General features: G+C 42.1%; 24 protein-coding genes. 8 read left to right on the forward strand and 16 right to left on the reverse strand.

Annotated elements, in window-relative coordinates:
- The first annotated feature begins 881 nt into the window (after window positions 1-881).
- The 8 genes from PQ461_RS18940 to PQ461_RS18975 are packed head-to-tail and all read left to right on the forward strand — an operon-like array spanning window position 882 to window position 7,145.
- Complete coding sequence (locus tag PQ461_RS18940; RefSeq protein ID WP_274207107.1) at window positions 882-1,367, forward strand: hypothetical protein; 486 nt, start codon at window positions 882-884, stop codon at window positions 1,365-1,367.
- Window positions 1,368-1,376: 9 nt separating this feature from the next.
- On the forward strand, window positions 1,377-2,276 hold the full coding sequence (locus tag PQ461_RS18945) for a hypothetical protein (RefSeq protein WP_274207108.1): 900 nt from the start codon (window positions 1,377-1,379) through the stop codon (window positions 2,274-2,276).
- A 7-nt stretch (window positions 2,277-2,283) separates the two neighbouring features.
- Entirely contained in the window at window positions 2,284-3,432 is a 1,149-nt protein-coding gene (darB, locus tag PQ461_RS18950; RefSeq protein WP_274207109.1) for a dialkylresorcinol biosynthesis protein DarB, read from the forward strand.
- 16 nt (window positions 3,433-3,448) lie between these two features.
- Window positions 3,449-3,856 carry a flexirubin biosynthesis protein DarG gene (gene DarG, locus PQ461_RS18955; RefSeq protein ID WP_274207110.1) on the forward strand — a complete coding sequence of 136 codons (408 nt, stop codon included), beginning with the start codon at window positions 3,449-3,451 and terminating at the stop codon, window positions 3,854-3,856.
- Window positions 3,846-4,859: a BtrH-related acyltransferase DarH gene (darH, locus tag PQ461_RS18960; protein WP_274207111.1), complete on the forward strand. Its 1,014-nt coding sequence runs from the start codon at window positions 3,846-3,848 to the stop codon at window positions 4,857-4,859. Before DarG ends, darH begins: the two co-directional genes overlap by 11 nt.
- Window positions 4,850-5,605, forward strand: a complete 756-nt coding sequence (locus PQ461_RS18965; protein ID WP_274207112.1) for an ABC transporter ATP-binding protein — start codon at window positions 4,850-4,852, stop codon at window positions 5,603-5,605. The genes darH and PQ461_RS18965 overlap by 10 nt, the downstream gene beginning before the upstream one ends.
- Window positions 5,605-6,882, forward strand: a complete 1,278-nt coding sequence (locus PQ461_RS18970) for an ABC transporter permease (protein ID WP_274207113.1) — start codon at window positions 5,605-5,607, stop codon at window positions 6,880-6,882. The genes PQ461_RS18965 and PQ461_RS18970 overlap by 1 nt, the downstream gene beginning before the upstream one ends.
- Window positions 6,882-7,145, forward strand: coding sequence for a phosphopantetheine-binding protein (locus PQ461_RS18975; RefSeq protein ID WP_274207114.1), 264 nt, complete (start codon window positions 6,882-6,884; stop codon window positions 7,143-7,145). Before PQ461_RS18970 ends, PQ461_RS18975 begins: the two co-directional genes overlap by 1 nt.
- A 329-nt stretch (window positions 7,146-7,474) precedes the next feature.
- On the opposite strand, the gene PQ461_RS18980 is transcribed toward PQ461_RS18975, so the two are convergent.
- The 16 genes from PQ461_RS18980 to PQ461_RS19055 all read right to left on the reverse strand — a co-directional run bounded on the left by PQ461_RS18980 (window position 7,475) and on the right by PQ461_RS19055 (window position 21,795).
- Window positions 7,475-7,834 (reverse strand): ApeI family dehydratase, encoded by a 360-nt coding sequence (locus tag PQ461_RS18980; RefSeq protein ID WP_274207116.1) that lies wholly within the window; start codon window positions 7,832-7,834, stop codon window positions 7,475-7,477.
- The gene (locus PQ461_RS18985) at window positions 7,828-8,886 is read right to left on the reverse strand and encodes a beta-ketoacyl synthase chain length factor (protein ID WP_274207118.1); all 1,059 of its coding nucleotides are present in this window, start codon (window positions 8,884-8,886) and stop codon (window positions 7,828-7,830) included. Before PQ461_RS18985 ends, PQ461_RS18980 begins: the two co-directional genes overlap by 7 nt.
- The gene (locus tag PQ461_RS18990) at window positions 8,886-10,085 is read right to left on the reverse strand and encodes a beta-ketoacyl-[acyl-carrier-protein] synthase family protein (RefSeq protein WP_274207120.1); all 1,200 of its coding nucleotides are present in this window, start codon (window positions 10,083-10,085) and stop codon (window positions 8,886-8,888) included. The genes PQ461_RS18985 and PQ461_RS18990 overlap by 1 nt, the downstream gene beginning before the upstream one ends.
- A 102-nt stretch (window positions 10,086-10,187) precedes the next feature.
- Window positions 10,188-10,799, reverse strand: coding sequence for a hypothetical protein (locus tag PQ461_RS18995; RefSeq protein WP_274207122.1), 612 nt, complete (start codon window positions 10,797-10,799; stop codon window positions 10,188-10,190).
- A gap of 1 nt (window position 10,800) precedes the next feature.
- Window positions 10,801-11,928 carry a beta-ketoacyl-[acyl-carrier-protein] synthase family protein gene (locus PQ461_RS19000; protein ID WP_274207123.1) on the reverse strand — a complete coding sequence of 376 codons (1,128 nt, stop codon included), beginning with the start codon at window positions 11,926-11,928 and terminating at the stop codon, window positions 10,801-10,803.
- Entirely contained in the window at window positions 11,925-12,347 is a 423-nt protein-coding gene (locus PQ461_RS19005; protein WP_274207124.1) for a hotdog family protein, read from the reverse strand. The genes PQ461_RS19000 and PQ461_RS19005 overlap by 4 nt, the downstream gene beginning before the upstream one ends.
- Before the next feature lie 2 nt (window positions 12,348-12,349).
- A complete protein-coding gene (gene flxB, locus PQ461_RS19010) occupies window positions 12,350-13,078 on the reverse strand; it encodes a flexirubin biosynthesis SDR family reductase FlxB (RefSeq protein ID WP_274207125.1) in 729 nt (242 codons plus the stop codon).
- A gap of 13 nt (window positions 13,079-13,091) precedes the next feature.
- On the reverse strand, window positions 13,092-14,627 hold the full coding sequence (flxA, locus tag PQ461_RS19015; protein WP_274207126.1) for a flexirubin biosynthesis tyrosine ammonia-lyase FlxA: 1,536 nt from the start codon (window positions 14,625-14,627) through the stop codon (window positions 13,092-13,094).
- Window positions 14,628-14,741: 114 nt separating this feature from the next.
- Window positions 14,742-15,455, reverse strand: a complete 714-nt coding sequence (locus PQ461_RS19020; protein WP_274207128.1) for a DUF4197 domain-containing protein — start codon at window positions 15,453-15,455, stop codon at window positions 14,742-14,744.
- A 40-nt stretch (window positions 15,456-15,495) separates the two neighbouring features.
- On the reverse strand, window positions 15,496-16,503 hold the full coding sequence (locus tag PQ461_RS19025; protein WP_274207130.1) for an inorganic phosphate transporter: 1,008 nt from the start codon (window positions 16,501-16,503) through the stop codon (window positions 15,496-15,498).
- A gap of 16 nt (window positions 16,504-16,519) precedes the next feature.
- Complete coding sequence (locus PQ461_RS19030) at window positions 16,520-17,170, reverse strand: DUF47 domain-containing protein (RefSeq protein WP_274207132.1); 651 nt, start codon at window positions 17,168-17,170, stop codon at window positions 16,520-16,522.
- A 44-nt stretch (window positions 17,171-17,214) separates the two neighbouring features.
- Window positions 17,215-18,285, reverse strand: a complete 1,071-nt coding sequence (locus tag PQ461_RS19035; RefSeq protein WP_274207134.1) for a sensor histidine kinase — start codon at window positions 18,283-18,285, stop codon at window positions 17,215-17,217.
- A 9-nt stretch (window positions 18,286-18,294) separates the two neighbouring features.
- Window positions 18,295-18,990 carry a methyltransferase domain-containing protein gene (locus PQ461_RS19040; protein ID WP_274207136.1) on the reverse strand — a complete coding sequence of 232 codons (696 nt, stop codon included), beginning with the start codon at window positions 18,988-18,990 and terminating at the stop codon, window positions 18,295-18,297.
- A 29-nt stretch (window positions 18,991-19,019) separates the two neighbouring features.
- Window positions 19,020-20,144 carry an NAD(P)/FAD-dependent oxidoreductase gene (locus tag PQ461_RS19045; RefSeq protein WP_274207137.1) on the reverse strand — a complete coding sequence of 375 codons (1,125 nt, stop codon included), beginning with the start codon at window positions 20,142-20,144 and terminating at the stop codon, window positions 19,020-19,022.
- A gap of 10 nt (window positions 20,145-20,154) precedes the next feature.
- The gene (locus tag PQ461_RS19050; protein ID WP_274207138.1) at window positions 20,155-21,252 is read right to left on the reverse strand and encodes a type III polyketide synthase; all 1,098 of its coding nucleotides are present in this window, start codon (window positions 21,250-21,252) and stop codon (window positions 20,155-20,157) included.
- Window positions 21,253-21,258: 6 nt separating this feature from the next.
- Entirely contained in the window at window positions 21,259-21,795 is a 537-nt protein-coding gene (locus PQ461_RS19055) for a YceI family protein (protein ID WP_274207139.1), read from the reverse strand.
- Between the last annotated feature and the right edge of the window lie 39 nt (window positions 21,796-21,834).

Genomic DNA, 21,834 nt, shown 5'->3' on the forward strand with positions numbered 1-21,834 from the left:
ATGTGAAAAAAAATTGAGGAATGTTGAAGTTTTGAATAATGGTTAATGTAAATATTATACCCCTTATTAAACGGCAGTAGATACACTCACAGCCTGTAATATTCCCCTTAAAAGGGGAACGCAATGATACTGCCATAGCAGAAGCTTTCATAAGGGGTAAACTTCAACAATACCACTTCAGCAACAAAAGCAAAACACCACAGCCAATAGTCTTCCCCTTAAAAGGGGAATGCACGATACTCCTATGGCAGAAACTTTCATAAGGGATCAATAAACTGGATAATTACCCCTATAATAAAGGCAGCAATACGTCAAAGCCTATAGTATTCCCCTTAAAAGGGGAATTCACTGACAATGCCGAGGCAGAAACTTTCATAAGAGGTCAAAACTGATCATACTTTAAACAATACCCCTTATTAAAGGCAGTACATATACCAATGCCTGTAAACTTCCCCTTTTAAGGGGGAGTGCACTGATACTGCTATGGCAATAATTTTTACAAGGGGTTAAGAATTAAACACATATTTCACATTACCCCTTTAGTAAAGTCAGTAATACCGCACTGCCTGTAAACTTCCCCTTTAAAGGGGAATGCACTGATACTGCCGGGGCACAAATTTTCATAAGGGGTCAAAAGCTACTTACATACCCCTTTAGCAACAACAGTAAAAACACCACAGCTAATAGTCTTCCCTTGAAAGGGGAAAGCACCGTCACTGCTATGGCAATAACTTTCACAAGGGGTCAAAATATTAGCAAGTAATACATCACCCACCCCCAATTAAACCATCGCGCATTTCCGGCATCAAACATTGGGCGACACATTAAGGTTGTACACCCGTTTATATTTTATTATGTTTGATACCGCACTGTATCTATCTATGAGAAAAAAGTTAATAGCCGTCTCCTTTGTATTACTGTTTTGCAGTTTAGCGCATGCTGCCGGGTTATTTCAAAAATTTGAAAAATCAGCATTTTATGAAGCTATGGCTTCTGGTGATTTAAAACAGGTAAATGCTATGCTAACTATACTTGAAAATGCAGGCAGCGAATATAACGGCTATGAAGGTGCGCTTTTAATGCGTAAAGCGGGGTTGGTAACCATCCCTAAAACCAAGCTTAAATACTTTAAAAATGGCCGCATTAAATTTCAGCAGGCTTATAATACTGATAGCACCAATACAGAACTTCATTTTTTGCGCCTCACCATTCAGGAACACGCCCCCAACATTGTAAAATATAAAAGCGACATCAGTGCTGATAAGGCTTATGTAATTGCCCATTTTAAAAACCAGTCGCCGGTAGTACAACATGCCATAAAAGAGTATAGCAAAACCTCTAAAGTGTTACGTCCGGAAGATTTGTAATTTTGTAACGTGGGAAAAAAGGTTTTAGCTATATACTATACCCAGTCGGGGCAGATGCAGGAAATTATTGATGCCTTTACATCAACAATTGCTGCGCCTGATGTAACGGTTGAAAAGGTACAGGTACATCCGGTTACCAACTTTGATTTCCCGTGGACCGGTAAACGATTTTTCAGCGTAATGCCCGATTGCGTGATGGGTAACCCAAGACCATTGCAGCCTTACACGCTAAACGAAAACAAGTACGACCTGATCATTTTAGGCTATCAGCCCTGGTTTTTATCACCAAGTATCCCATCGAGTACCTTACTTCAGGACGAAAAATTTAAAGCTGTAATTAAAGATACACCTGTTGTAACCATCAGTGCCGGCCGCAACATGTGGCTTAATGCTTTTGACAAGATTAAGCTTTTACTTGCTGACGCAGGCGCTAAACATGTGGGCAACGTGGCGCTTGTAGACAGGCACTCGAACCCGGTAAGCTTCGTCACTATTTTTTACTGGATGCTGAAAGGAAAAAAAGAACGTTACCTCAACATTTTCCCCAAACCTGGTGTTTCTGATGAGGACATCAAAAAAACAGCTGTTTATGGCGAAATAGTAAATAAACATTTACTAAGCGGAAACTGGGAAGGGCTACAGCAGCAACTGGTTGATAAAGGCGCAGTGATGATCAAATACCCATTAATGGTAATTGAAGGCAAGGCTAAACATATTTTTAAAGCATGGGCCAAAATCATTGTTAAACGCAAAAACCAGCTGCCGTGGACAGAGGCCTTTAAATATTATCTATTTATTGCACTATTTTTGGGCGCCCCTATTCTGCTTACATTAGATGCTTTTTTAATACGCCCTTTTACAGGGAAACAAATACGGAACAAGAAAAAACATTACTTGCTACTTAATTAAAACATACATGTCTGGCAATACGGTATATATTAATGCGACATCGGCATATTTCCCAAACGAGCCTGTTTCAAACGATGAAATGGAAGCTTACCTGGGTTATATCGATAATAAACCTTCTAAATCAAAGAAAATAGTACTTCGCAATAATGGTATTACCAACCGTTATTACGCTTTAACAAAAGGCGGCAAACCTACGCATACCAATGCGCAGATGACAGCATCTGCCGTTAAAGAACTATTCAAGGATGATCCTGATAAAATAAAAGAGATCGACCTGCTATCATGCGGTACATCGTCGCCAGATCAGATGATGCCTAGCCACGGTGTAATGACACACGGATGGATGCCTGAAATTGGCCCTGTTGAAGTAGTATCTCCTTCAGGCGTTTGCTGTGCTGGCATGCACGCTTTAAAATACGCTTATCTTGCTATTAAAACAGGTGATGTTACTAAAGCAGTAGCTACAGGTTCTGAGCGGTTTTCAGGTTTGCTGGTTTCTGATGTTTTTGAAGAAGAAGCACAGAAACTGAAAGAGCTTAACGAGAATCCGTACATCGCGTTTCAAAAAGATTTTCTTCGCTGGATGCTTTCTGACGGTGCATCGGCATTTTTAATGAGCGACAAGCCGAACGCGGAAGGCATCAGCCTGCGTATCGACTGGATCGAGGGAGTATCTTTCGCTAATGAAATGGAAACCTGCATGTACATGGGTGCCGAGAAACAGCCAGACGGTACATTAAAAGGTTTCATGGATTTTACACCCGAAGAAGTAATGACCAAGTCTATCTTCAGCGTTAAGCAGGATATTGGTTTATTGAGCGACAATATTGTTCCCTTAGGTGGTCAGAAAATCAAAGAGATATTTGAGCGCAAAGGTTTAACTGCCGATGATATCGATCACTTTTTGCCACACATATCAAGCGATTTCTTCCGCAGTAAAATTTATGATCTGATCCAGATCTATGGCGGTGGCATCCCTTACGAAAAATGGTTTATCAACCTTTATACCGTAGGCAATGTGGGCGCAGCATCAATATACCTGATGATAAATGAGCTGTTTAACAGCGGGCGCCTTAAAAAAGGTGAAAAGTTATTGCTTTTAGTACCAGAAAGCTCGCGTTTCTCTTATATGTATGCCATGCTTACCGTGGTTTAAACATTAGGTTGATCAGATGAAGAAAGAGGATGTTCCGCAGGATAATGGCTCACTGGGCAAAGTAACCCGTGAAGTATGCTATGCTACCGATAGTACCGGTAAGTATACTACTGAACTGAGCAGCGGCTGGGACATTAAATCCAGGGCGCTTGATGTTGCCTGGAATGACATTGACAATCGCATCACAGAAGCGCGTAAAAAAGTGGAGGCAGGAGAAGCCAGTCAGCTGTTGTTCTTCATGGAATACCGGTTGATGGATTTGCAATTGGTGGCCGATTATACCGGCTTTTGGAAATGGCAGATCAAGCGGCACTTAAAACCCGATGTGTTTAAGAATTTATCAGATAAAAAATTACAAAAATACGCCGAAGCGTTTAATGTTAAGGTTAACGACCTTAAAAGCATGACCGTGCATGAAAGTTGATTTTACACACCGCCAGTCTGCTCATTGCGAATCAGGTGTTACTTCCAGTTTATTAAAAAATGCCGGTGCCGAAAAAATTACCGAGCCTTTGGCTTTTGGTATTGGCGCTGGTTTATTTTTCGCTTATATACCGCTTATCAAGGTGAATAATGGCCCAGCCATTGCGTTCCGCACGTTACCGGGCTTAATTTTTAAGCGTACCTGCAAAGCACTCGGTATTCCTATTATCCGTAAAAAATTCAGATCCAAGGAAGAAGCCGAACAATACTTACAGAATGCACTGCAAAGCGGCCAGCCTGTTGGTTGCCAGGTAGGTGTTTATTACCTGTCCTACTTTCCGCGCGAATACCGTTTTCATTTTAATGCCCATAATTTAATTGTTTTTGGCAAAGAGGAAGACAATTACCTTATCAGCGACCCGATTATGGAAACGCCTACCATGCTTACCAGCTATGAACTGGAGCGGGTCCGTTTTGCGAAAGGGGCCTTAGCGCCTAAAGGGCAAATTTATTACCCGGCGGCTCATGTAGAAGTGACAGACGAAGTAATAAAAAAAGCCATCAAGCATGGCATCAAACAAAACATCGATAACATGCTACGCATACCGGGATGGTTTGCAGGGACAAAGGGTATCAAATTTACAGGCAAGCGCATTAAAAAATGGCGCGATAACCTGGGGCCGCAACGTGCGGGATCATACTTGGCGCAGTTAGTGCGCATGCAGGAAGAAATTGGTACCGGTGGTGGTGGTTTCCGGTATATGTATGCCGCATTTTTGCAGGAAGCTACTCAATGGTGGCCCATAGATGAGTTAATGGATATCTCTAACGAATTTACCCGGGCAGGCGACCTGTGGCGCGAAGGCGCTATCCAGGCGGCGGGTATTTACAAAGGCCGTTTGGGCAGCCAGGAAGATTATAACAAAATGGGTGATTATCTGTTAGAAATATCTGAAATTGAGCGCAATGCATTCACCGCGCTAAATCACATCAAATGGACGTAACAGCACCCTTTGCAATTGACATACAGAACCTCCGGTTCCAGTACAACGACGAAGAAGGTGTGCATTTTAACGGCTTTAGCTTGCAAATACCCAAAGGCGAACGCTTTGGGTTGTTCGGTCCAAATGGTGCCGGTAAAACCACGCTAATGAGCTTAATGACCGGCCTACTTTGTACAGAAGAAGGCTCCGTGCGTATGCTTGGGCAGCAGGTGGGCGTAAGCGATAAGTCGGTTAATAAACTTTTCGGGCTTATACCGCAGGATTTTTCTTTTTATAACGAATTGAGCCCTAAAGAAAACATGGAATTTTTCGGTGCAATGTACGGGCTATCAGGGATGCAGATACGTCGTCGTATAGTAGAGCTATTAGAAATTCTGGGGCTTGATGATGTACGCAATAAACCCGTGGGGCAGTTTTCGGGCGGTATGAAACGCCGTGTAAATCTGGCTATAGGTGTTATACATAATCCTGCTATATTGTTACTCGATGAACCTACCGTAGGTGTCGACGTGCAAAGCCGGCATGCTATCATCAACTACCTCCATCAGTTAAATGAGCAGGGTACTACCCTTATCTATACTTCGCATCAGCTAAATGAGGCAGAAGACCTTTGTAATGATGTTGCACTGATTGACGAGGGACAGATCATTGCACGTGGTGATCTTAATGATCTTTTAGCTCAATATAACCAACATTCGCTCGAAGACTTATTTTTAAATTTAACCGGCCGTAAATACCGCGATTGATGTATAAACTTTGGGCAGCCATAAAAAAAGATGTAAGGGTTTTACTTCGCGATAAGGTAGGGCTTATCCTGATGTTTGCCATGCCCATACTGCTGGTAATTGTAGTTACTGCCATCCAAAGCAGTACCTTTCAGTTGGTTAATAAAAACAAACTTCCGCTCATTATTGCCAACCGCGATACAGGAAAAGCCAGTAAACAATTTGTAGAGGCTGTTGACCATATCGGGATGTTTAAACTGATAAACGCTGCATCAAATGAAACCGATGAGCAAATAAAAATCAGCATGCATGATCATGATGCTTTGCTGTCAGTTATCATACCATCAGATTTTTCTGTAAAGGTTGCCGATAAGGCAAAAAACCTGACAGGCAAAGCGCTCAACAGCTTTGGTTTAGAAGGTGACACCACAAAAAAAAGAACAGAGGTAAGTCCGCTTACGGTATATTACCAGCCCGTAATGCAGGAATCATACCGGCTTTCGGTGCAGGGTGCTTTAATGAGCGCGTTACAGATTGTAGAAAGCCGCGAAACACTTCGCAAGCTTTACTTCTCTATTAACAATGCGCCATTACCTGCTAAATTAGAGAATGAATTATTAAGCAATCAGGCCAAGATCAACCAGGTACCCGTATCTATCAGCGGCAGCAGTGCAACGCCTAATGCATCGCAGCATAACGTACCCGCATGGACAGTATTTGCTATGTTTTTTATCACGGTGTCACTTGGTGGCAGCGTAGTGCGCGAAAAACTAAGCGGCAGCTTTATCAGGCTTAAAACCCTGCCTACAAGCTTTGTGATTAATCTTGTCTCCAAGCAAATCAGCTATATGGCTGTTACCATATTACAGGCAGCTGTCATCTTTGCCTTGGGCTTGTGGCTATTCCCGCATCTAGGGTTGCCGATACTGAACCCACCGTCAGATATACTCGCCCTTATCGTAGTATCATTGTTATGCGGATGGTGCGCCGTAAGTTTTGCCATTTGTATCGGCGTATATGCACAAACGCAGGAACAGGCCAACAGCCTTGGCGCAATTTCCATAGTAATATTAGCGGCCATAGGCGGGTTAATGGTACCTATATTTGCTATGCCTGCGTTTTTTAAAACATTAGCCGCAATTTCGCCGTTGCATTGGTGCCTTGAGGCTTATTATAAATTATTTTTAGAAGGCGGACGATTAGCCGATGTAATTCCTAATCTTATACCTTTGCTCATAATTACACTAATTTTTCAGTTAGTGTCGTTTATTGGATTAAAAAGAAAGAACCTGATATAATGGAAAAAGAAGCGCTGAAACAACAGCTGAAAGCACAGATCATACAATTTTTGAACCTTACCGACCTTAAACCAGAAGATATTAAAGATGATGAACCGTTGTTTGGTGATGGCTTAGGGCTTGACTCTATCGACTCGCTTGAACTTATTGTTCTGTTAAAAAAAGAATACGGCATTACCATTAAAGATCCTAAAGACGGCCGTAAGATTTTAACCGACGTAAACTCAATGGCTGATTACATTGCAGAGCATTCTACAAAGTAATTGCATAACAAAACTCATCTGAACGTATGTAAAGAATCTTGTTTAATTAATAGATTCCTCACATACGTTCGGAATGACAAAATAACTATACAGCTATTCCACCTGAAGTTTCAAATTAATAATTATAAAGATCGTCCTGTTAGTCTGAACGAAGTGAAGAATCTATAAATAACTATTGTGATTTAAAATACAGATTCTTCGCGATGCTCAGAATCCCAAATTAATTTGGATACCATACTGTCATCTCGAGCATGGCGAGAGATCTTCTGAGATATGCTTAACCTAACTTATAGATTCCTCACAAACATAGGATGACAAAAGGTAACTATCTACTTAAAAACTCCCTGAAATTTCAAAGCTGCTGAGCCTGCTACTATTAACGTAGCATTAGCCTTGTAAGCACCTTCATCCTCACTTAGCTTTATTTCCAACTTTAACTCCCTATTTTCACGGGGATCAATCATTTTCAAAAATTTGATTTGAGTGGCTTTGTGCATCATGAGTGGTTTGACCAACGCATCGCTCAAAACTTCTTTGATCATCTCCAGCATGCAGGCGCCGGGTAATACCGGATGTGCAGGATAATGCCCTTTAAATATTTCATGCCCTGCATCAAGCCTTATGGTGGCGTTGACAATGCCATGCTGAAATTGCAGATCAGAAATTTGATACAGATTTCCTTTTAGCATGCCGTAAGCAACATTAACGACCAATATTTATTTTGATACTGGTTGCAGATCAACACGGTTTTAATTTCACCCAAGACAGCAACTTCAGGATTAAAGACAGGCGGTAAACTACGCTGCTTTACAATATTGGTTGCAAGCCACAGTGCAAATGACGATGCCACCGGATATTCACCGCACAGATGTTTATAATTAATAACGGGGATACCGGCAAAATATTCATTCTCAAGCTCGGCAGGTAATATATCTGTGGCTTCATTACCATTTCGGCCAGAAATTACCAGATCTATACCAGTAAGGCTTGTTTCATATCTTTCTAAAAACTGGCTGATATTCTTTTTAATATCGGCTGGCTTGTAAACTGTTTCAAAACCTTTGATACAAGCTAAATCCGTTTCTGATGCTTCATTGGCTAATAAAAAGAAAGCCGCCCCCTCTCCACCTGCAGTTCCGGGTGTTTTGTCGGCGTAAAGGTTGGTATTTACGAACTCGCCTTTTTTAAAAAGGTTAAAACGTTTAAATATAGCGTAGTTAATATCAGTGATTTCGTCTGTTCCGCCTACCAGTACATTTGCAGCTTCGCCTTCTTCCATTAGCATGGCAGCATCCAGCAGAGCACTTTCAAAAGAAAAATGCTTATGAACGAAGGTATTGTTATAGGCATGGCATTTTAACGCCAGGGCAATTTGCGCTGCCACCGTATTATGTGTTGATTGAATAAATGCCGTTGGCGACAGCATCTCTTCTTCCTGCTCAATAATACGTGTTAAAAATATCCCAGTGTCTTCAACACAACCATAGGCAGTTCCGGTAACAATAGCATCAGGCATATCTGCCCCTGCATGTTGCAAACAATCTTTCGCGGCAGCTACCCCCATGCGGATGACCCTGCTCATGCGGCGGCTCTGCTTGGGATCCATAAATTGCCTGTAGTCTGGCTCTATTACCCTTAAGCGCGGTTCATTGTATTGAACAATGTCAGTCAAAAGCGGAACATCACCAAAAGTATTTTGCGGCGATATACAAGATGCCGACCGGATATAAATCTTCGCCATTATACTTTTGAAAATATTAATGATGAACAATTCCCGCCGAATCCGAAAGAGTTTGACAGTACATGATTTATTTCCTGGCCTTGCAGCAAATCTTTTTGAGGAGTGAAAGGCAATTCCTTCATTGGTGTTTCGAAACGTAAATTAGGATAAATTACCCCATGCTGAAGCGCTAATACAGAAAAAACAGCTTCAACAGCACCGCTTGCGCCTAAAGTGTGACCAGTATATGATTTGGTAGAGCTTAGAGGCGGGTAATTTCCGTCAAAAATGCGTGTAATAGCTCTGCCTTCCGAGGCATCGTTGTTAGGCGTACCCGTGCCATGCAAATTAATATAATCGATATCTGCCGGTTGCAGGTTAGCTTTTTTAAGTGCGCCCTGCATGGCTAAGTAAGGTCCGTCTCCATCCGGCGACGATGCCGTTTGGTGATAAGCATCGTTACTATTATTATAACCGCTAAGTGTTGCGTAAGGTTTTTTGACTAAACGCTGTGCCACCTGTTCAGACACTAAAACTACGTAAGCTGCGCCTTCGCCCAGGTTAAGGCCTTTACGCTCTTCGTCAAATGGCTTACAAAAATTACGGTCGAGGATCATTAAGGTATTAAAGCCGTTCAGGGTAAACTTGGTAAAGGCATCCACACCACCCGCTATCACGACATCAACCATACCGCTCCTGATTAGCCTTGCACCATAAAATATGGCATTAGCAGATGATGAACATGCGGTACTGATGGTAGTGGTATAGTGGTTTACCCCTAATTGGTCGGCAACTAATTCTGTAATATTCCCGCAGCCGTGGTTGCGTACCTGTTCAATCTCTCCTGCATCGGGGTCGGTGATAAACTCTTCGTAAAACCGCTCAGTTTTGTCCATACCACCAACCGTATTAGCCGATACAAACCCGATACGCAGGCCTTCTATATTTTTAACACCCGAGTCGTTAAGTGCTTCTTTTGCTGCAACAGTGCTTAACAATGCTGTACGGCTTACATGCTCAGGCATATCCGCCATTGAAGCAAGCGCTGTATTATCAAGCTTTACTTCGGCTACAGGGATTTCATGCTTGTAAATGGTTTTTAGATAGTTAATATCGCCTATGCCAGCTTCGCCGCTTTTCAATGCCGCAAAGCACTCGTCAACATTGTTGCCGATGGCTGATATTACACCTAATCCTGCTATGTAAACCTTTGAACTCATTTATAATTTATATCATTTACTGATCTCGCTATGAGATCAGCTATATAGTTTGTGATTGCTTCGTACCTCGCAATGACGCTATTGTTTGAAATATTAAGTGCTTTACTTAAAAGCTCTTTCCAATGCTTCATCTGTAAAAACAGCACCTTCTTTGTCTTTTTCTACTAAAAACAATGCGGCTTTGTATTCCTCTCCTATTACATCAACCCAGCCACAGATACATACCTGCAAAATATCATTATTCATTAAGTAAGCAACCTGCTTGTGAATAAAATCTGCATTAAAGCCCTCGGTAATATAAAAAGCGTTTTCGCCTTTAAACCCATTCCTGATGCAAATTTCACCCGTTACGATATTTGGCAAGGTGTAAACAAATAACGACGGGCTTGCAAAATCATGGACCGATGCCCAGTATTTAACGTCGGCATCAAGGCTTGAGTTTCGGTTACTTAATAACAACCCTACTCCCTCTGGTTGATATATTTGCAGCAGCAGTTTATCTTTCAATAAAACTTCTGAGGCCAGCCAGCCAAGCTTGCTCAGATTATCCATTTTATAAAACTTTGGATAATTGAGTTCAAGCTGCTGATAAGCGCTTAATAAAAACGTATTCATATCAGCATCTGGAACATTCAGTACTTGTTGCCCATTACGATATATGGCATTCTCCTGAATGATACAGCTACCTGTGATATGTAAAGACGCTTCTGCCATCTTATTTGCTCAAAATTAATACACCATTACATCCCCCAAATCCTGAAGAAGTTTTTACCGCATTATGGATATCTGTCCTGGTTATTGATGTGCTGATATTTAAAGGAGCCGTCCCTGTTTCATGAAACCCGGCAGTAGGCAAAATAATGCTTCTCCGCATACTTTCCGCAGTTATAATAGCTTCAATAAGCCCTGCGGCTCCCAGCGTATGCCCGTAAACCGCTTTCAAACCTGTTAAAGGCGCATTGGCAAGCCCGGCAATGGTTAACGCTTTAGCCTCCATTTCATCGTTGTATGGCGTAGCGGTACCGTGGGCCGATATCATGTCGATACCCTGTGGCTTAAGGCCGGCGGTATGCATAGCCTGCTTTATGGCATGCGCTAATTCCTCGCCGGTTCTTGACGGCCCGGAGATGTGATTGGCATCATTACTGATTCCGCCACCTGTAACCCTGATGCTACCCCTATATTTTTCATTTGAAGATAAGATCACCGTAGCTGCTCCTTCTCCCAAATTTAAACCTGTACGATCCTTATCAAATGGCTTGCATTGCGTAGCACTTAGCGCCTGGAACGATTGAAAGCCTGAAACAATAAATTTTGATACCACATCAGCTCCGGTAACTACAATATCATCATATAACCCTGATTTAATTAACCGCATGGCTGTTACCGTTGCCATAACACCCGATATACAGGCATTAGATATGACAACAGGTTTGCTCACAAAACCAAAATAATTTGCTACAAGATCTGCCGAAGTAGTAAGCGCAATCCTTTTCTGCAATTCCGCGCTGTAAGGGTGATCTTCCAGCAAAGCGATATTCCCTTTTGTGGAAGAGATAATTAATCCAGTACGCGGACTATTAACTGCTATATCAGTTTGGTTTAATGCTTCCTGAACAGAAGCGATAAGCAGTTGCTCGAATTTTGAGTATATTTCCTTTTCTGCAAATTCATCTTTATTAAACAAAGATGCAGCCAATGGTACTTCTGATAAATCAGGGCGGTTATGAACATGTACAGCAGACTCGCCTTTCAGCAACTGCTCAAAATTAGATGCCGTGGTATTGGCTAACGGAGCATATATGTTATCGGCTATAATGTAACAATCTCTACCTGCACTCATTCGCTTGCCTCCTGTATAAATATCTTCATTTCACAAGTGGCAACTATATCGCCATTGTTCCATACAGTACCTAAAGCAACGTTTACACCGGCAATATTATTTTCAATAGTTACTTCTGTTTGCAGCTCATCACCTGCTTTGGGCAAAGAAAATACAACGAGGTCTTTTACCGATGCTATAAATCCGGCCCTAACTTCTTCATTGTTTTGCTGAGCAAGATAGCCTGCGTGTGCTGCTCCTGTTTGTGCTATGTTTTCGAGCAAACCACCTTCGGTAAAATAACCGTTGTTTACCAGTACATGGCTTTCGGGGATGGTGAAACCACATCTTGCTGAGGTTTCATCTGCATACAGCAAGGTATCTACCAATACAAATGGCTCCTTTTGCGGAATAAGCGGAACAGCGTTTTGCGGAAACATATTTAAGAATATAAACCGCCGTTAACTGATAACACCTGGCCGGTGATGTACGCCGCTTCGCGCGATGCCAGGAATGCCGCCGCATGGGCAACCTCTTCGGGTAAACCGAAACGCCTAACAGGGATTAAAGCCCGCAACTCCTTTTCATCCAGCCCTTCGGTCATATCAGTTTTGATAAAACCGGGAGCAAGCGCATTTACAGTAATTCCTTGCCGGCCCACTTCCTGTGAAAGTGCTTTGGTAGCGCCAATTACACCTGCTTTGGCAGCCGAATAATTGGTTTGCCCAGGCAAGCCTTTTAAGCCTGATAATGAAACTATGTTAATGATCCGGCCATACTTCTGCATCATCATGCTGTTAAGTACCAAGCGGGTGGTGTAAAAGAAACTGTTAAGGTTAGTATCTAAAACATTGTCCCACTGCTCGTCGCTCATCCAGGCCAGTAAACTATCATCGCGGATACCGGCGTTGTTCACTAATATCTCAATGTGCTTATCCGGGTTGGTATCTATCCATTTACCCAATACCTCCTGTACCTGCTCTTTAGCAGCCACATCAAACGGCAATAATTCTGCTTCGCCGTTAATTTGTTTGATGATATCAAGTGTACGCTCGGCTTCGGTGGCATTGCTTTTATAATTGATCAGTACATAGTAACCCAACTCGGCAAGCTTAATGCAAATTGCCTTGCCAATACCTCGCGAACCGCCTGTAACCAATGCACATTTCATTGTAGATAGCTAATTATAATGGATCGTTATTTTCTAAAAGTTCTTTTACCTGTTTTTGTTCTTTATAACGCGGAGCATCCTCCACAAATTTCGGGAATACCTCGCGTACTTTATTGTAAACCGTTAACGAATGGCTGGATAACCTGTCGGTACACTCTAAATAATCTATTGCCTGCGTGATTGACATCAGCTGAATAGCCAATACCTCAAACGAGTTATCGATCACCTTTTTGGCGATCAATGCCGCATTGGTACCCATGCTCACAATATCCTGGTTGTCGTTATTGTTTGGGATACTGTGTACATACATCGGGAACGATAGTGTTTGGTTTTCGGCAACCGTTGATACCGCAGTGAATTGCACACCCTGCATACCAAAGTTTAAACCTAAGATGCCGTGGTTAACAAACGGCGGGAATTTCTGGTTAAGCTTGTTGTTTAACAGATAATTTAACTGGCGTTCTGATAGCATGGATAAACGGGTAACAGCTGTTTTCAGCTTATCCATTTCCAGCGAAACATAGTCGCCGTGGAAGTTACCGCCATGAAAAACGTTTTGATTTTCATGGTCTATTACCGGGTTATCATTTACCGAATTCAGTTCATTAGTTACGGTTTCTTCCGCATGCCTTATGGTATCAAGTACAGGCCCTAAAACCTGTGTAACGCAACGCAGCGAGTAATATTCCTGTACCTTATCTTCAAATACTTCCTGATCCAGGTTATCCGGATTATATAAGTGCTCAGAACGGTCGCGTATCATTTGGCTATCCTTCAGCACATCGCGCAACATCACGCCGATATCACTCTGGCCTTTGTGGCGTTTCACCACATTTAACTCGTACGAGTAATGATCGTCATAAGCTTCAACGATCTCATTCATTAAGGCCGATAGCATTACCGACCAGTTCAACAGCTTTTTAGCACGTATGATGTTGATCATACCTATGCCCGTCATAGCTGATGTACCGTTAAGTACAGCTAAACCTTCGCGGCCGTAAATGGTAAGCGGTTTAATTCCCTGCTCTTTAAACACTTCGGCAGTATCACGAATCTGACCTTCAAAGGTTACTTCGCCCTCACCGATAAGTGTTAATCCTAAATGTGCTAATTGCACCAGGTCGCCGCTTGCACCCACTCCTCCATGTTCATAAATACATGGGGTTATGCCTTTATTAATCAGCGTTACCAGTAGTTCAACAGTTTCGTGATGCACGCCTGAACGGGCTTGCATAAAGCTGTTTAAGCGGGCAACCATTAAGCCTTTAACCAAATGGGCCGGTATCAGGTTACCACTGCCAGACGAGTGGCTGCGGATCAGATTATATTGCAGCTGCAACAGGTTTTCGTCGCTGATTTTGTATTGAGCCATTGGCCCAAAACCGGTATTAATACCGTAAATAAGCTTGTTTGAAGCAAAGCTTTTAAGAAAACTATGATTGGTTTTTACTTTTTCTAAAGCAGCAGGATCTAAAGAAACCTCTTGATTATTGAAAATAATGTCAGCAAAGTCTTGTAAAGGAAGCGTACTTTGTCCAATTACGATCATGGGCAAATTTTTATTATTTGAGCAAATGTATAGCTGGTAAATTTAGAAAAAATCTCTTGTTAAACAGTAACTAAGGTCAGATATAAGCACCATATAAACAGGCAGCTTTCTAAATTATTTTAATTTCTGATCAACAAAGCCAAATACTTTTTGCAGCAATGGCGTTGTACGGGCCGATAAATTTTTGCGGATGTTCAGTTCTTCCAGCGCAATCTCATAAAAAAGGCCATCAATGGCTTTTTGAGTAACATAATCATCAAGATCGGGGTTGACCTTATTAAAGGTAAACGGAATTTTATTATACTGTGTTGCCAGCTGGCTATATAAATTGGTTGCGCCTACATTGGAGAGGCTGGTATGGATTACCGGCCTGAATTGCGTAGTTAGCTGTGCTGTAGTAGTCCGTTTGAAATATTGAGTAGCTGCATCCTGGCTGCCTAAAAGAATATTGGCAGCATCCTGCACGGTCATTTGTTTAAGCGCGTTGATGAAGATGGGTTTGGCTTTCCCTGCAGCGCTTTCTGCCGCACGATTAAGCGAAAGAATTACATTATCACAAAGTTTATTTAATCCCAACTTACGCAATGTGGTTTCTGCTTTCTTAGCTTCAGGCGGCATTAAAATTTTAACTGCTGCATTGCCGAAAAAGCCGTTAAGCGCCGATAGCTGATCTGAACTTTTAGTGGTTCCCTGTTCAAGCGCCTGTTTAAGGCCGCTGATCATTTCGGTATTGGTAGGCAAGGGCAATACTCTTGCCGGTGCCTTATCAAAACTACTTAATGAAATAGCTGCAATCAGCAGCATTAGCGTAAAAATCCCTCTCTTCATAGCAAATAAAGAAACGAAATACTTGCCGCTTAGTTTGAGACTATAAATAATGAATGACAGAATAAACCAGGGCGGCTACTATAGCTGAAATAGGAATGGTAATTATCCATGCCCAGATCAGGTTGATGGTGACACCCCACCGTACAGCCGAAGCACGTTTAGTTAAACCTACACCGATAATTGAACCTGTAATAGTGTGTGTAGTTGATACCGGGATACCGAAACGCTCGGTGATCAATAAAGTTACCGCACCTGCAGTTTCAGCACTTACACCCTCAAGCGGTGTTACTTTGGTAATTTTAGTACCCATTGTTTTAACGATCTTCCAACCACCAGACATGGTACCTAACGCAATAGCAGTATAACAAGCCAGCGGGATCCAGTCGGGCATTTTATGATCACTTGAAATCACCTTTTGCGATACCAGGGCTACGTAAATAATACCCATCACCTTTTGCGCATCGTTACCACCGTGTGCAAAGCTCAATGCACCTGACGATACCAACTGTAAACGCTTAAACCACTTTTCGGCTATTGCCGGGCGGGCATTTTTACAGATATGCAAGATCAGGATATTGATGATTACACCGATAATTAAGCCGATAATTGGCGCCAGAAATATAAAAAGTACAATGCTGATGATAGGACCAAAGTTTACCGCATGCATCGGGTTTACACCCAAAAACAGGGCATTTGTCATACCTGCGCCTGCAAAACCACCTATCAGCGTATGCGACGAGCTTGAAGGTATACCAAACCACCAGGTGATCAGGTTCCAGGTAATTGCCGCAATAAGCCCGGCAAGAATTACATGAATGGTGATGTACTGTTCAAATACTGTTTTGGCTATGGTATTTGCTACTTTATGGTCTTTAATTAAAAAGAAGGCCAGAAAGTTGAATGCAGCAGCCCATAACACAGCCTGAAACGGCGTAAGTACCTTTGTTGATACAATGGTAGCTATTGAGTTGGCGGCATCGTGAAAGCCGTTGATAAAATCAAACGCAAGGGCCAGTATAACTACTGCAACGAGTATCGTAGTAACCATGAAAAGTTTATATTGCTTAGGCGTTTTTAACTAAGATAGATTCCATAACGTTGGCTGCGTCTTCACACATATCTGTGGCTGTCTCTAAGGCTGCCAATATCTCTTTATGCTTAATTACTTTTAGTGCGTCTTTTTCGTAAAGGAACAAGTCGGCAACGGCGCGGTCAAACACATAATCTGCCTGGTTTTCAACGCTGTTGATGCGGATGCATGAATCTGCAATGTTACGCACATTACGAAGATCTTTCAGTTCGCGTACGGCTTTCTCTAAATCAATACTTGCCTGCAATATCAGTTCAGACAGTTTTGAAATCGGCTCGTTCACCTCCTCTATACGGTACAGTAACATACGGTTAGCCGAACCCTGAATATTATCAGCCACATCATCAATAGCTGAGGCTAAAGCGTGAATGTCTTCACGGTCAAAAGGAGTAATGAAGTTTTTGCCTAATTCAAGGTAAACCTGGTGCGTAATTTCGTCACCCTTGTTTTCCAGTTTGTCAATTTGTTTAAACAGCTCTTCGCGGGTAGCGGTGTTGTTAGTGTTCACTGCTTCTACTAACACAGTTGCCATAGCAACTACATTACTTGCAGCTTGTTCAAACAATGGGAAAAATACTTTTTTATCTTTCGGTACAAAATACTGGAAAATACTGTTTAGTGACATGATACTAATTTTGACAAATGTACGGTTACTATGTTAAGTTAATGTTAACTCTTTAATCCAGGTAAAGTCTGAAAAGGAAGCGGCAAACCCTGATGTACTTTCTGTAACGTAAAGCCGAAAGTAGAGCCAATACCTTCTGTACTGCGTACGCTTATGGTTTGCTGATGTGCCTCAACTATATGTTTTACAATGGCTAAACCTAAGCCAGAACCACCTATCTCGCGTGATCGGCTGGAGTCGGTACGGTAAAAACGCTCGAACAAACGGTTCAGGTTTTTTTCTTCAATACCATGGCCGTCATCTGTTACTTCAATTAAAACCTGGTCATGCAATTCAAAAAGACTTACGGCAGCAGTACCATTTTCTTTACCATATTTTAACGCGTTATCCAACAAATTGGTAAGCACCTGTGTAATCTTATTTCTGTCGGCATTAACCAAAATAGGTTCATCATATTTTTGCTTAAAAACAAGCCTAATATGGTGCTGGCTCGCCTTCATTTCCATGGATTCCAGCACTTCCTTAATCAGGTCGTTAATTTTAAACTTGCTGTAGTTAATAGGGATCTCTCCGCTTTCGAGTTTTGAAATTTCATCCAGGTCCTTAATCAGATAAGTTAAGCGGGTAACGTTTTTTGATGCTTTTTGCAGAAACTGGCGTGCCATGTCCACATCTTCAAAATCATCGTCTACGATGGCATCAATATAACCCTGTATGGCAAAAAGCGGGGTTTTAAACTCGTGCGAGATATTGGAAAGAAATTCTCTGCGAAATTTCTCCTGGCTTCTAAGCGCATCAATTTCCGTTTTTTTCTGACGAGCCCATTCCTTCACTTCTTTTTCTACATCATTGATCGGGTCAGCGCTGGTACTCTCACCTAAGGCATCGCGAAGGTCGCGGCCAAGCTTCAGGTTGTGAATCAGCTTGTAGATGATCTTGATCTTCGAGTAAACATATTTTTCGATAAGGTAATAGAAGACCACAAAGCTGATCAGAAAGCTGGCGCCAAAGGTGATGCTCATGTCGTACCAATTATGCCGGAAGTAGTAATTAACGGCCGACAACGCGAGGGCTACCGCAAGGGCATTAATAAATATGAGTACACGAAATTTCATAATCTAAATCTACGACTTATAAATTACGATACGCCATCTGAAGGCCCATCTCCATTGTAATCTGTAATTTTTTATACCGGCCATTGCCAGCAGTTTTTTTAATTCTTTGCGTGTAAAGCTGCGCTGCACAGAAAGTGGCCCGTCATAACTGGCCATTTTATTATTAAACAGCCTTGTTATAGCTACAACTGCATAATACAACACCCAATGCCGGTGAAGGTCTGTAATAATGATGCCCCTTTTAGCCGCCCGATACATTTTGCTGATGAGGGCTACCCACTCATCATCTGTAAAATGATGCGTAAATAAGCTTGAGATAATAACATCAAACTGATTTTCTGCAAAATTATCCTGCAAAACATCAGCCTTTACATAACCGATGTTAGGAAAAGCGGCTGATTGTTGCCGGGCAAAGTTAATAGCAGCAGGAGCGGCATCAACACCGGTCAGTTTTAAATTTATATTAAGTTTTCGCGCCCATTGCGCAATGGCTATCAGCACATCCCCGCCTCCACAACCCCAGTCGCTTATGATATTTTTATTATCGACCGGAAATTGTTTTAAAGCATTTATGATGGACTGATGGCCGCCAAACAATGCATTCATTTTAGCAAGGCCGGCCAATACCGGGTCAATCTCGCTTGAGGGCAGGTTAAAATCATCCATTAATTCGGCTGCTACCGAACGCTCGCTCAGGTCAATCATAAATTATCTTTATTATATAAATCGACGCATCAGGCAAAAGGTTTGCCATGCGTTTTACTAATAAGATAATTTGTTACCGGAGGCAACATTTTCAGGGCGCGGAGTGTAAGATCGGTTGTGGTATTATTTCCAAACAAGCGCTGCAATTGCCTGCCTATCCAAAGGCGCTGTGCAAAGTGCTTGTTCCAAACGGTTGTGTATTCCTGTTCAAGCAAGCCACGGCGCTGCGCATTGAAATTGCCAGCCTGATAATGCTTGATGACAATGTTAGATAGGATCTTTGCCGAGTGTATCGCCATCGTCATGCCGTTGCCGCAAAGCGGTGCAATCATGCCGGCAGTGTCACCGCTCATTAAAATATGTTGTTCAACGGGCTGCTTCTTTTCAAAAGAGATCTCATTGATCACTTCAGGTTTATCCAGCAAAAACTCTGCGTTGGTGAAAATCTGGCGCAGGTACGGGTTCTTAAGTATTATGTTTTGTTCCAGCTCTGCCAGGTTGCCGTATTTACGCAGATCATCGCGGTGTGCCAGGTAACACATGCAATATTTATCGCCATCTACCCTGCTGATACCGCAGTACCCATTTTGGTAATTATTGAGCTGGATCACATCATCCGGAAAATCAGTCTTAATATGAAACTTTACAGCCAGGTAAGGGCTGCGTTTATAAAAGAAGTCCCGTTTCAGTTTCTGATCAAGATTGGACCGTTTACCATATGAGCCTATCACCATGGGAGCTTCCAAAATTTCATTTGGGATAGTTACCTGAAATTCGTCACCGGCAAATTGCACATCCTCTACACGGGTATTCAGCAAAAATTTCACGCCTTCGGCTGCTGCCTTTTGATAAAGATAATGATCAAACGTGTAGCGGCTTAACCCAAAACCACCCAAATCAAGTGTTTGAGATAGCTTTGTTCCGTTTGCCGAAGTTACCTGTAGCCGTTTGATGTGCGAGGCACCTAGATCGTCAACATCAATATCAAGGCTTTTAAGAAACGGGCGTACCTCGTTAGAAATATATTCGCCGCAAACCCGGTGAAAAGGATAAGTTTTTCTTTCAATTACAGTTACCGATAGCCCTGCACGGTTAAGCAATAGGCTATTAAATAAACCGGCAAGCCCCCCGCCAATGATAATTACATCGCTCATGGCAGTATAATTAATGCATTTGAAGTACCATACCCTCTACCGTAAGGCCTGGACCAAAGGCGAAACTTAATATCCGTTTGCCGGAAAAATCCCCCGACTGCATCATTCTTTTAAGCACAAACAATATTGTGGCTGATGACATATTTCCGTATTCGCGCAATACCTCGTAAGCGTAGGTATTACTTTCTTCGGGCAGCTCAAGCGCATGCTCCACCGCTTCCAGTATTTTTTTACCACCCGGGTGGATGGCATAAGCCCCAATTTTGCCTATATCCAAACCTGCATGTTTAAGCAAACGGTGTGTTATAGGCTTAATATAATTTTTGATTTGTTTAGATACCCGCGATGTTAAACGCATCTCGAAACCGGTATTGCCTACATACCAGCCCATCTCATTACGGGCTTCCGGCAAAAATTCGGTATAAAAACTTTCCATGGCAATACTGCCGGCTTGGGCGTTGCTTTCAACTAATACGGCCGCTGCCCCATCTGAAAAAAGCGAATTAGCCACCCAGTTATCAAGCGTATTATGTTTTTGAAAGTGCAGCGTACATAGCTCAACACTTACGATTAATACTTTAGCGTTTGCGTTTGCCCGGCAAATGTAATCAGCCGTTTTAAGTGCGTTTACTGCACCATAACAACCCATAAATGTAATACAGGTACGCTCGGTATGGCGGTTAAGCGCAAGGCGTTCAACCAGGTCAATATCCAGCCCGGGTGCATACATCCCCGTACAGCTAACGGTAATCAAGTGGGTAACTTGCTGATATATATCTTCCGAACGGCCTTTTAAACAATCTTTAACAGATTCAACAGCAACATTAATTGCCTGCTGCTGGTAAACCTGCATACGCTTTTCTGTAGGAATAAAGGGCTCCAGTCCGGCATTTTTCTCAAAGAATGAAAAATCATCCGGATTGGTATAACCAAAGTCGGGAATTACCGAATAACGATAGTTTATTCCGGCATGGTCATAAATACTTTTAAGGCGTGATCTGTTAATGTCATTCAGCGCAAAAGCATTGGCCATAAACTGAAAAATATCTGTCTGGTCAATTTTATTTTCAGGGTTGGCTGTACCTATTGCGCTTATGCAACTGCTCATATATAATCAGGGTATCTTGTTTGTTTCTACTTCTATGGTTATGGTAGCTTCGTTGCTAAGCATTAAACTTTTACCACCTACGCCAAAATCCTGGCGATTAATTTTAAAACTTCCCTTAAAAACGGCGGCTTCACCCTTTTCAGTATAGGTGAAAGGCACCTCAATGCTTTTTGTTTTATCTTTTATAGTTACGTTAAAAACACCTGTATAGTTGCCTGCGCTTTTGCGTTTGAATGATACCGACTTCATGGTAATTTTCGGATACTTCTGCACATCAAAATAGTCATTGCTTTTCAGGTGGTTATCGCGCATGTTGTTTTCAGAATTAATGCTTGCCGCATCAATTGAGGCATCAATGCTGCTGGTATTCAGATGAGCATCATCAAAACGGATATCAGCGGCAACCTCGCCAAATACACCATCGGTATTGATACCCATATTTTTGATCTGGTATTTAACAGATGATCTGGTTACTGTTTGTTTTACCTGTGCAAAGGCAACCGTAGCTGCCAACATCAACGTAATAAGAATATACTTTTTCATATTTTTACTAATGTATTCAAACATATATAAAATATATGA

This window comes from Mucilaginibacter sp. KACC 22063 (assembly GCF_028736115.1).
Lineage (GTDB): Bacteria > Bacteroidota > Bacteroidia > Sphingobacteriales > Sphingobacteriaceae > Mucilaginibacter.

What these genes read in the sequence shown, in the direction of transcription:
- PQ461_RS18940 (WP_274207107.1), top strand. Translation starts at nt 882, where the DNA reads ATGAGAAAAAAGTTAATAGCCGTCTCCTTTGTATTACTGTTTTGCAGT.
- darB (WP_274207109.1), top strand. Translation starts at nt 2,284, where the DNA reads ATGTCTGGCAATACGGTATATATTAATGCGACATCGGCATATTTCCCA.
- DarG (WP_274207110.1), top strand. Translation starts at nt 3,449, where the DNA reads ATGAAGAAAGAGGATGTTCCGCAGGATAATGGCTCACTGGGCAAAGTA.
- darH (WP_274207111.1), top strand. Translation starts at nt 3,846, where the DNA reads ATGAAAGTTGATTTTACACACCGCCAGTCTGCTCATTGCGAATCAGGT.
- PQ461_RS18965 (WP_274207112.1), top strand. Translation starts at nt 4,850, where the DNA reads ATGGACGTAACAGCACCCTTTGCAATTGACATACAGAACCTCCGGTTC.
- PQ461_RS18970 (WP_274207113.1), top strand. Translation starts at nt 5,605, where the DNA reads ATGTATAAACTTTGGGCAGCCATAAAAAAAGATGTAAGGGTTTTACTT.
- PQ461_RS18975 (WP_274207114.1), top strand. Translation starts at nt 6,882, where the DNA reads ATGGAAAAAGAAGCGCTGAAACAACAGCTGAAAGCACAGATCATACAA.
- PQ461_RS18980 (WP_274207116.1), bottom strand. Translation starts at nt 7,834, where the DNA reads ATGCTAAAAGGAAATCTGTATCAAATTTCTGATCTGCAATTTCAGCAT.
- PQ461_RS18985 (WP_274207118.1), bottom strand. Translation starts at nt 8,886, where the DNA reads ATGGCGAAGATTTATATCCGGTCGGCATCTTGTATATCGCCGCAAAAT.
- PQ461_RS18990 (WP_274207120.1), bottom strand. Translation starts at nt 10,085, where the DNA reads ATGAGTTCAAAGGTTTACATAGCAGGATTAGGTGTAATATCAGCCATC.
- PQ461_RS18995 (WP_274207122.1), bottom strand. Translation starts at nt 10,799, where the DNA reads ATGGCAGAAGCGTCTTTACATATCACAGGTAGCTGTATCATTCAGGAG.
- PQ461_RS19000 (WP_274207123.1), bottom strand. Translation starts at nt 11,928, where the DNA reads ATGAGTGCAGGTAGAGATTGTTACATTATAGCCGATAACATATATGCT.
- PQ461_RS19005 (WP_274207124.1), bottom strand. Translation starts at nt 12,347, where the DNA reads ATGTTTCCGCAAAACGCTGTTCCGCTTATTCCGCAAAAGGAGCCATTT.
- flxB (WP_274207125.1), bottom strand. Translation starts at nt 13,078, where the DNA reads ATGAAATGTGCATTGGTTACAGGCGGTTCGCGAGGTATTGGCAAGGCA.
- flxA (WP_274207126.1), bottom strand. Translation starts at nt 14,627, where the DNA reads ATGATCGTAATTGGACAAAGTACGCTTCCTTTACAAGACTTTGCTGAC.
- PQ461_RS19020 (WP_274207128.1), bottom strand. Translation starts at nt 15,455, where the DNA reads ATGAAGAGAGGGATTTTTACGCTAATGCTGCTGATTGCAGCTATTTCA.
- PQ461_RS19025 (WP_274207130.1), bottom strand. Translation starts at nt 16,503, where the DNA reads ATGGTTACTACGATACTCGTTGCAGTAGTTATACTGGCCCTTGCGTTT.
- PQ461_RS19030 (WP_274207132.1), bottom strand. Translation starts at nt 17,170, where the DNA reads ATGTCACTAAACAGTATTTTCCAGTATTTTGTACCGAAAGATAAAAAA.
- PQ461_RS19035 (WP_274207134.1), bottom strand. Translation starts at nt 18,285, where the DNA reads ATGAAATTTCGTGTACTCATATTTATTAATGCCCTTGCGGTAGCCCTC.
- PQ461_RS19040 (WP_274207136.1), bottom strand. Translation starts at nt 18,990, where the DNA reads ATGATTGACCTGAGCGAGCGTTCGGTAGCAGCCGAATTAATGGATGAT.
- PQ461_RS19045 (WP_274207137.1), bottom strand. Translation starts at nt 20,144, where the DNA reads ATGAGCGATGTAATTATCATTGGCGGGGGGCTTGCCGGTTTATTTAAT.
- PQ461_RS19050 (WP_274207138.1), bottom strand. Translation starts at nt 21,252, where the DNA reads ATGAGCAGTTGCATAAGCGCAATAGGTACAGCCAACCCTGAAAATAAA.
- PQ461_RS19055 (WP_274207139.1), bottom strand. Translation starts at nt 21,795, where the DNA reads ATGAAAAAGTATATTCTTATTACGTTGATGTTGGCAGCTACGGTTGCC.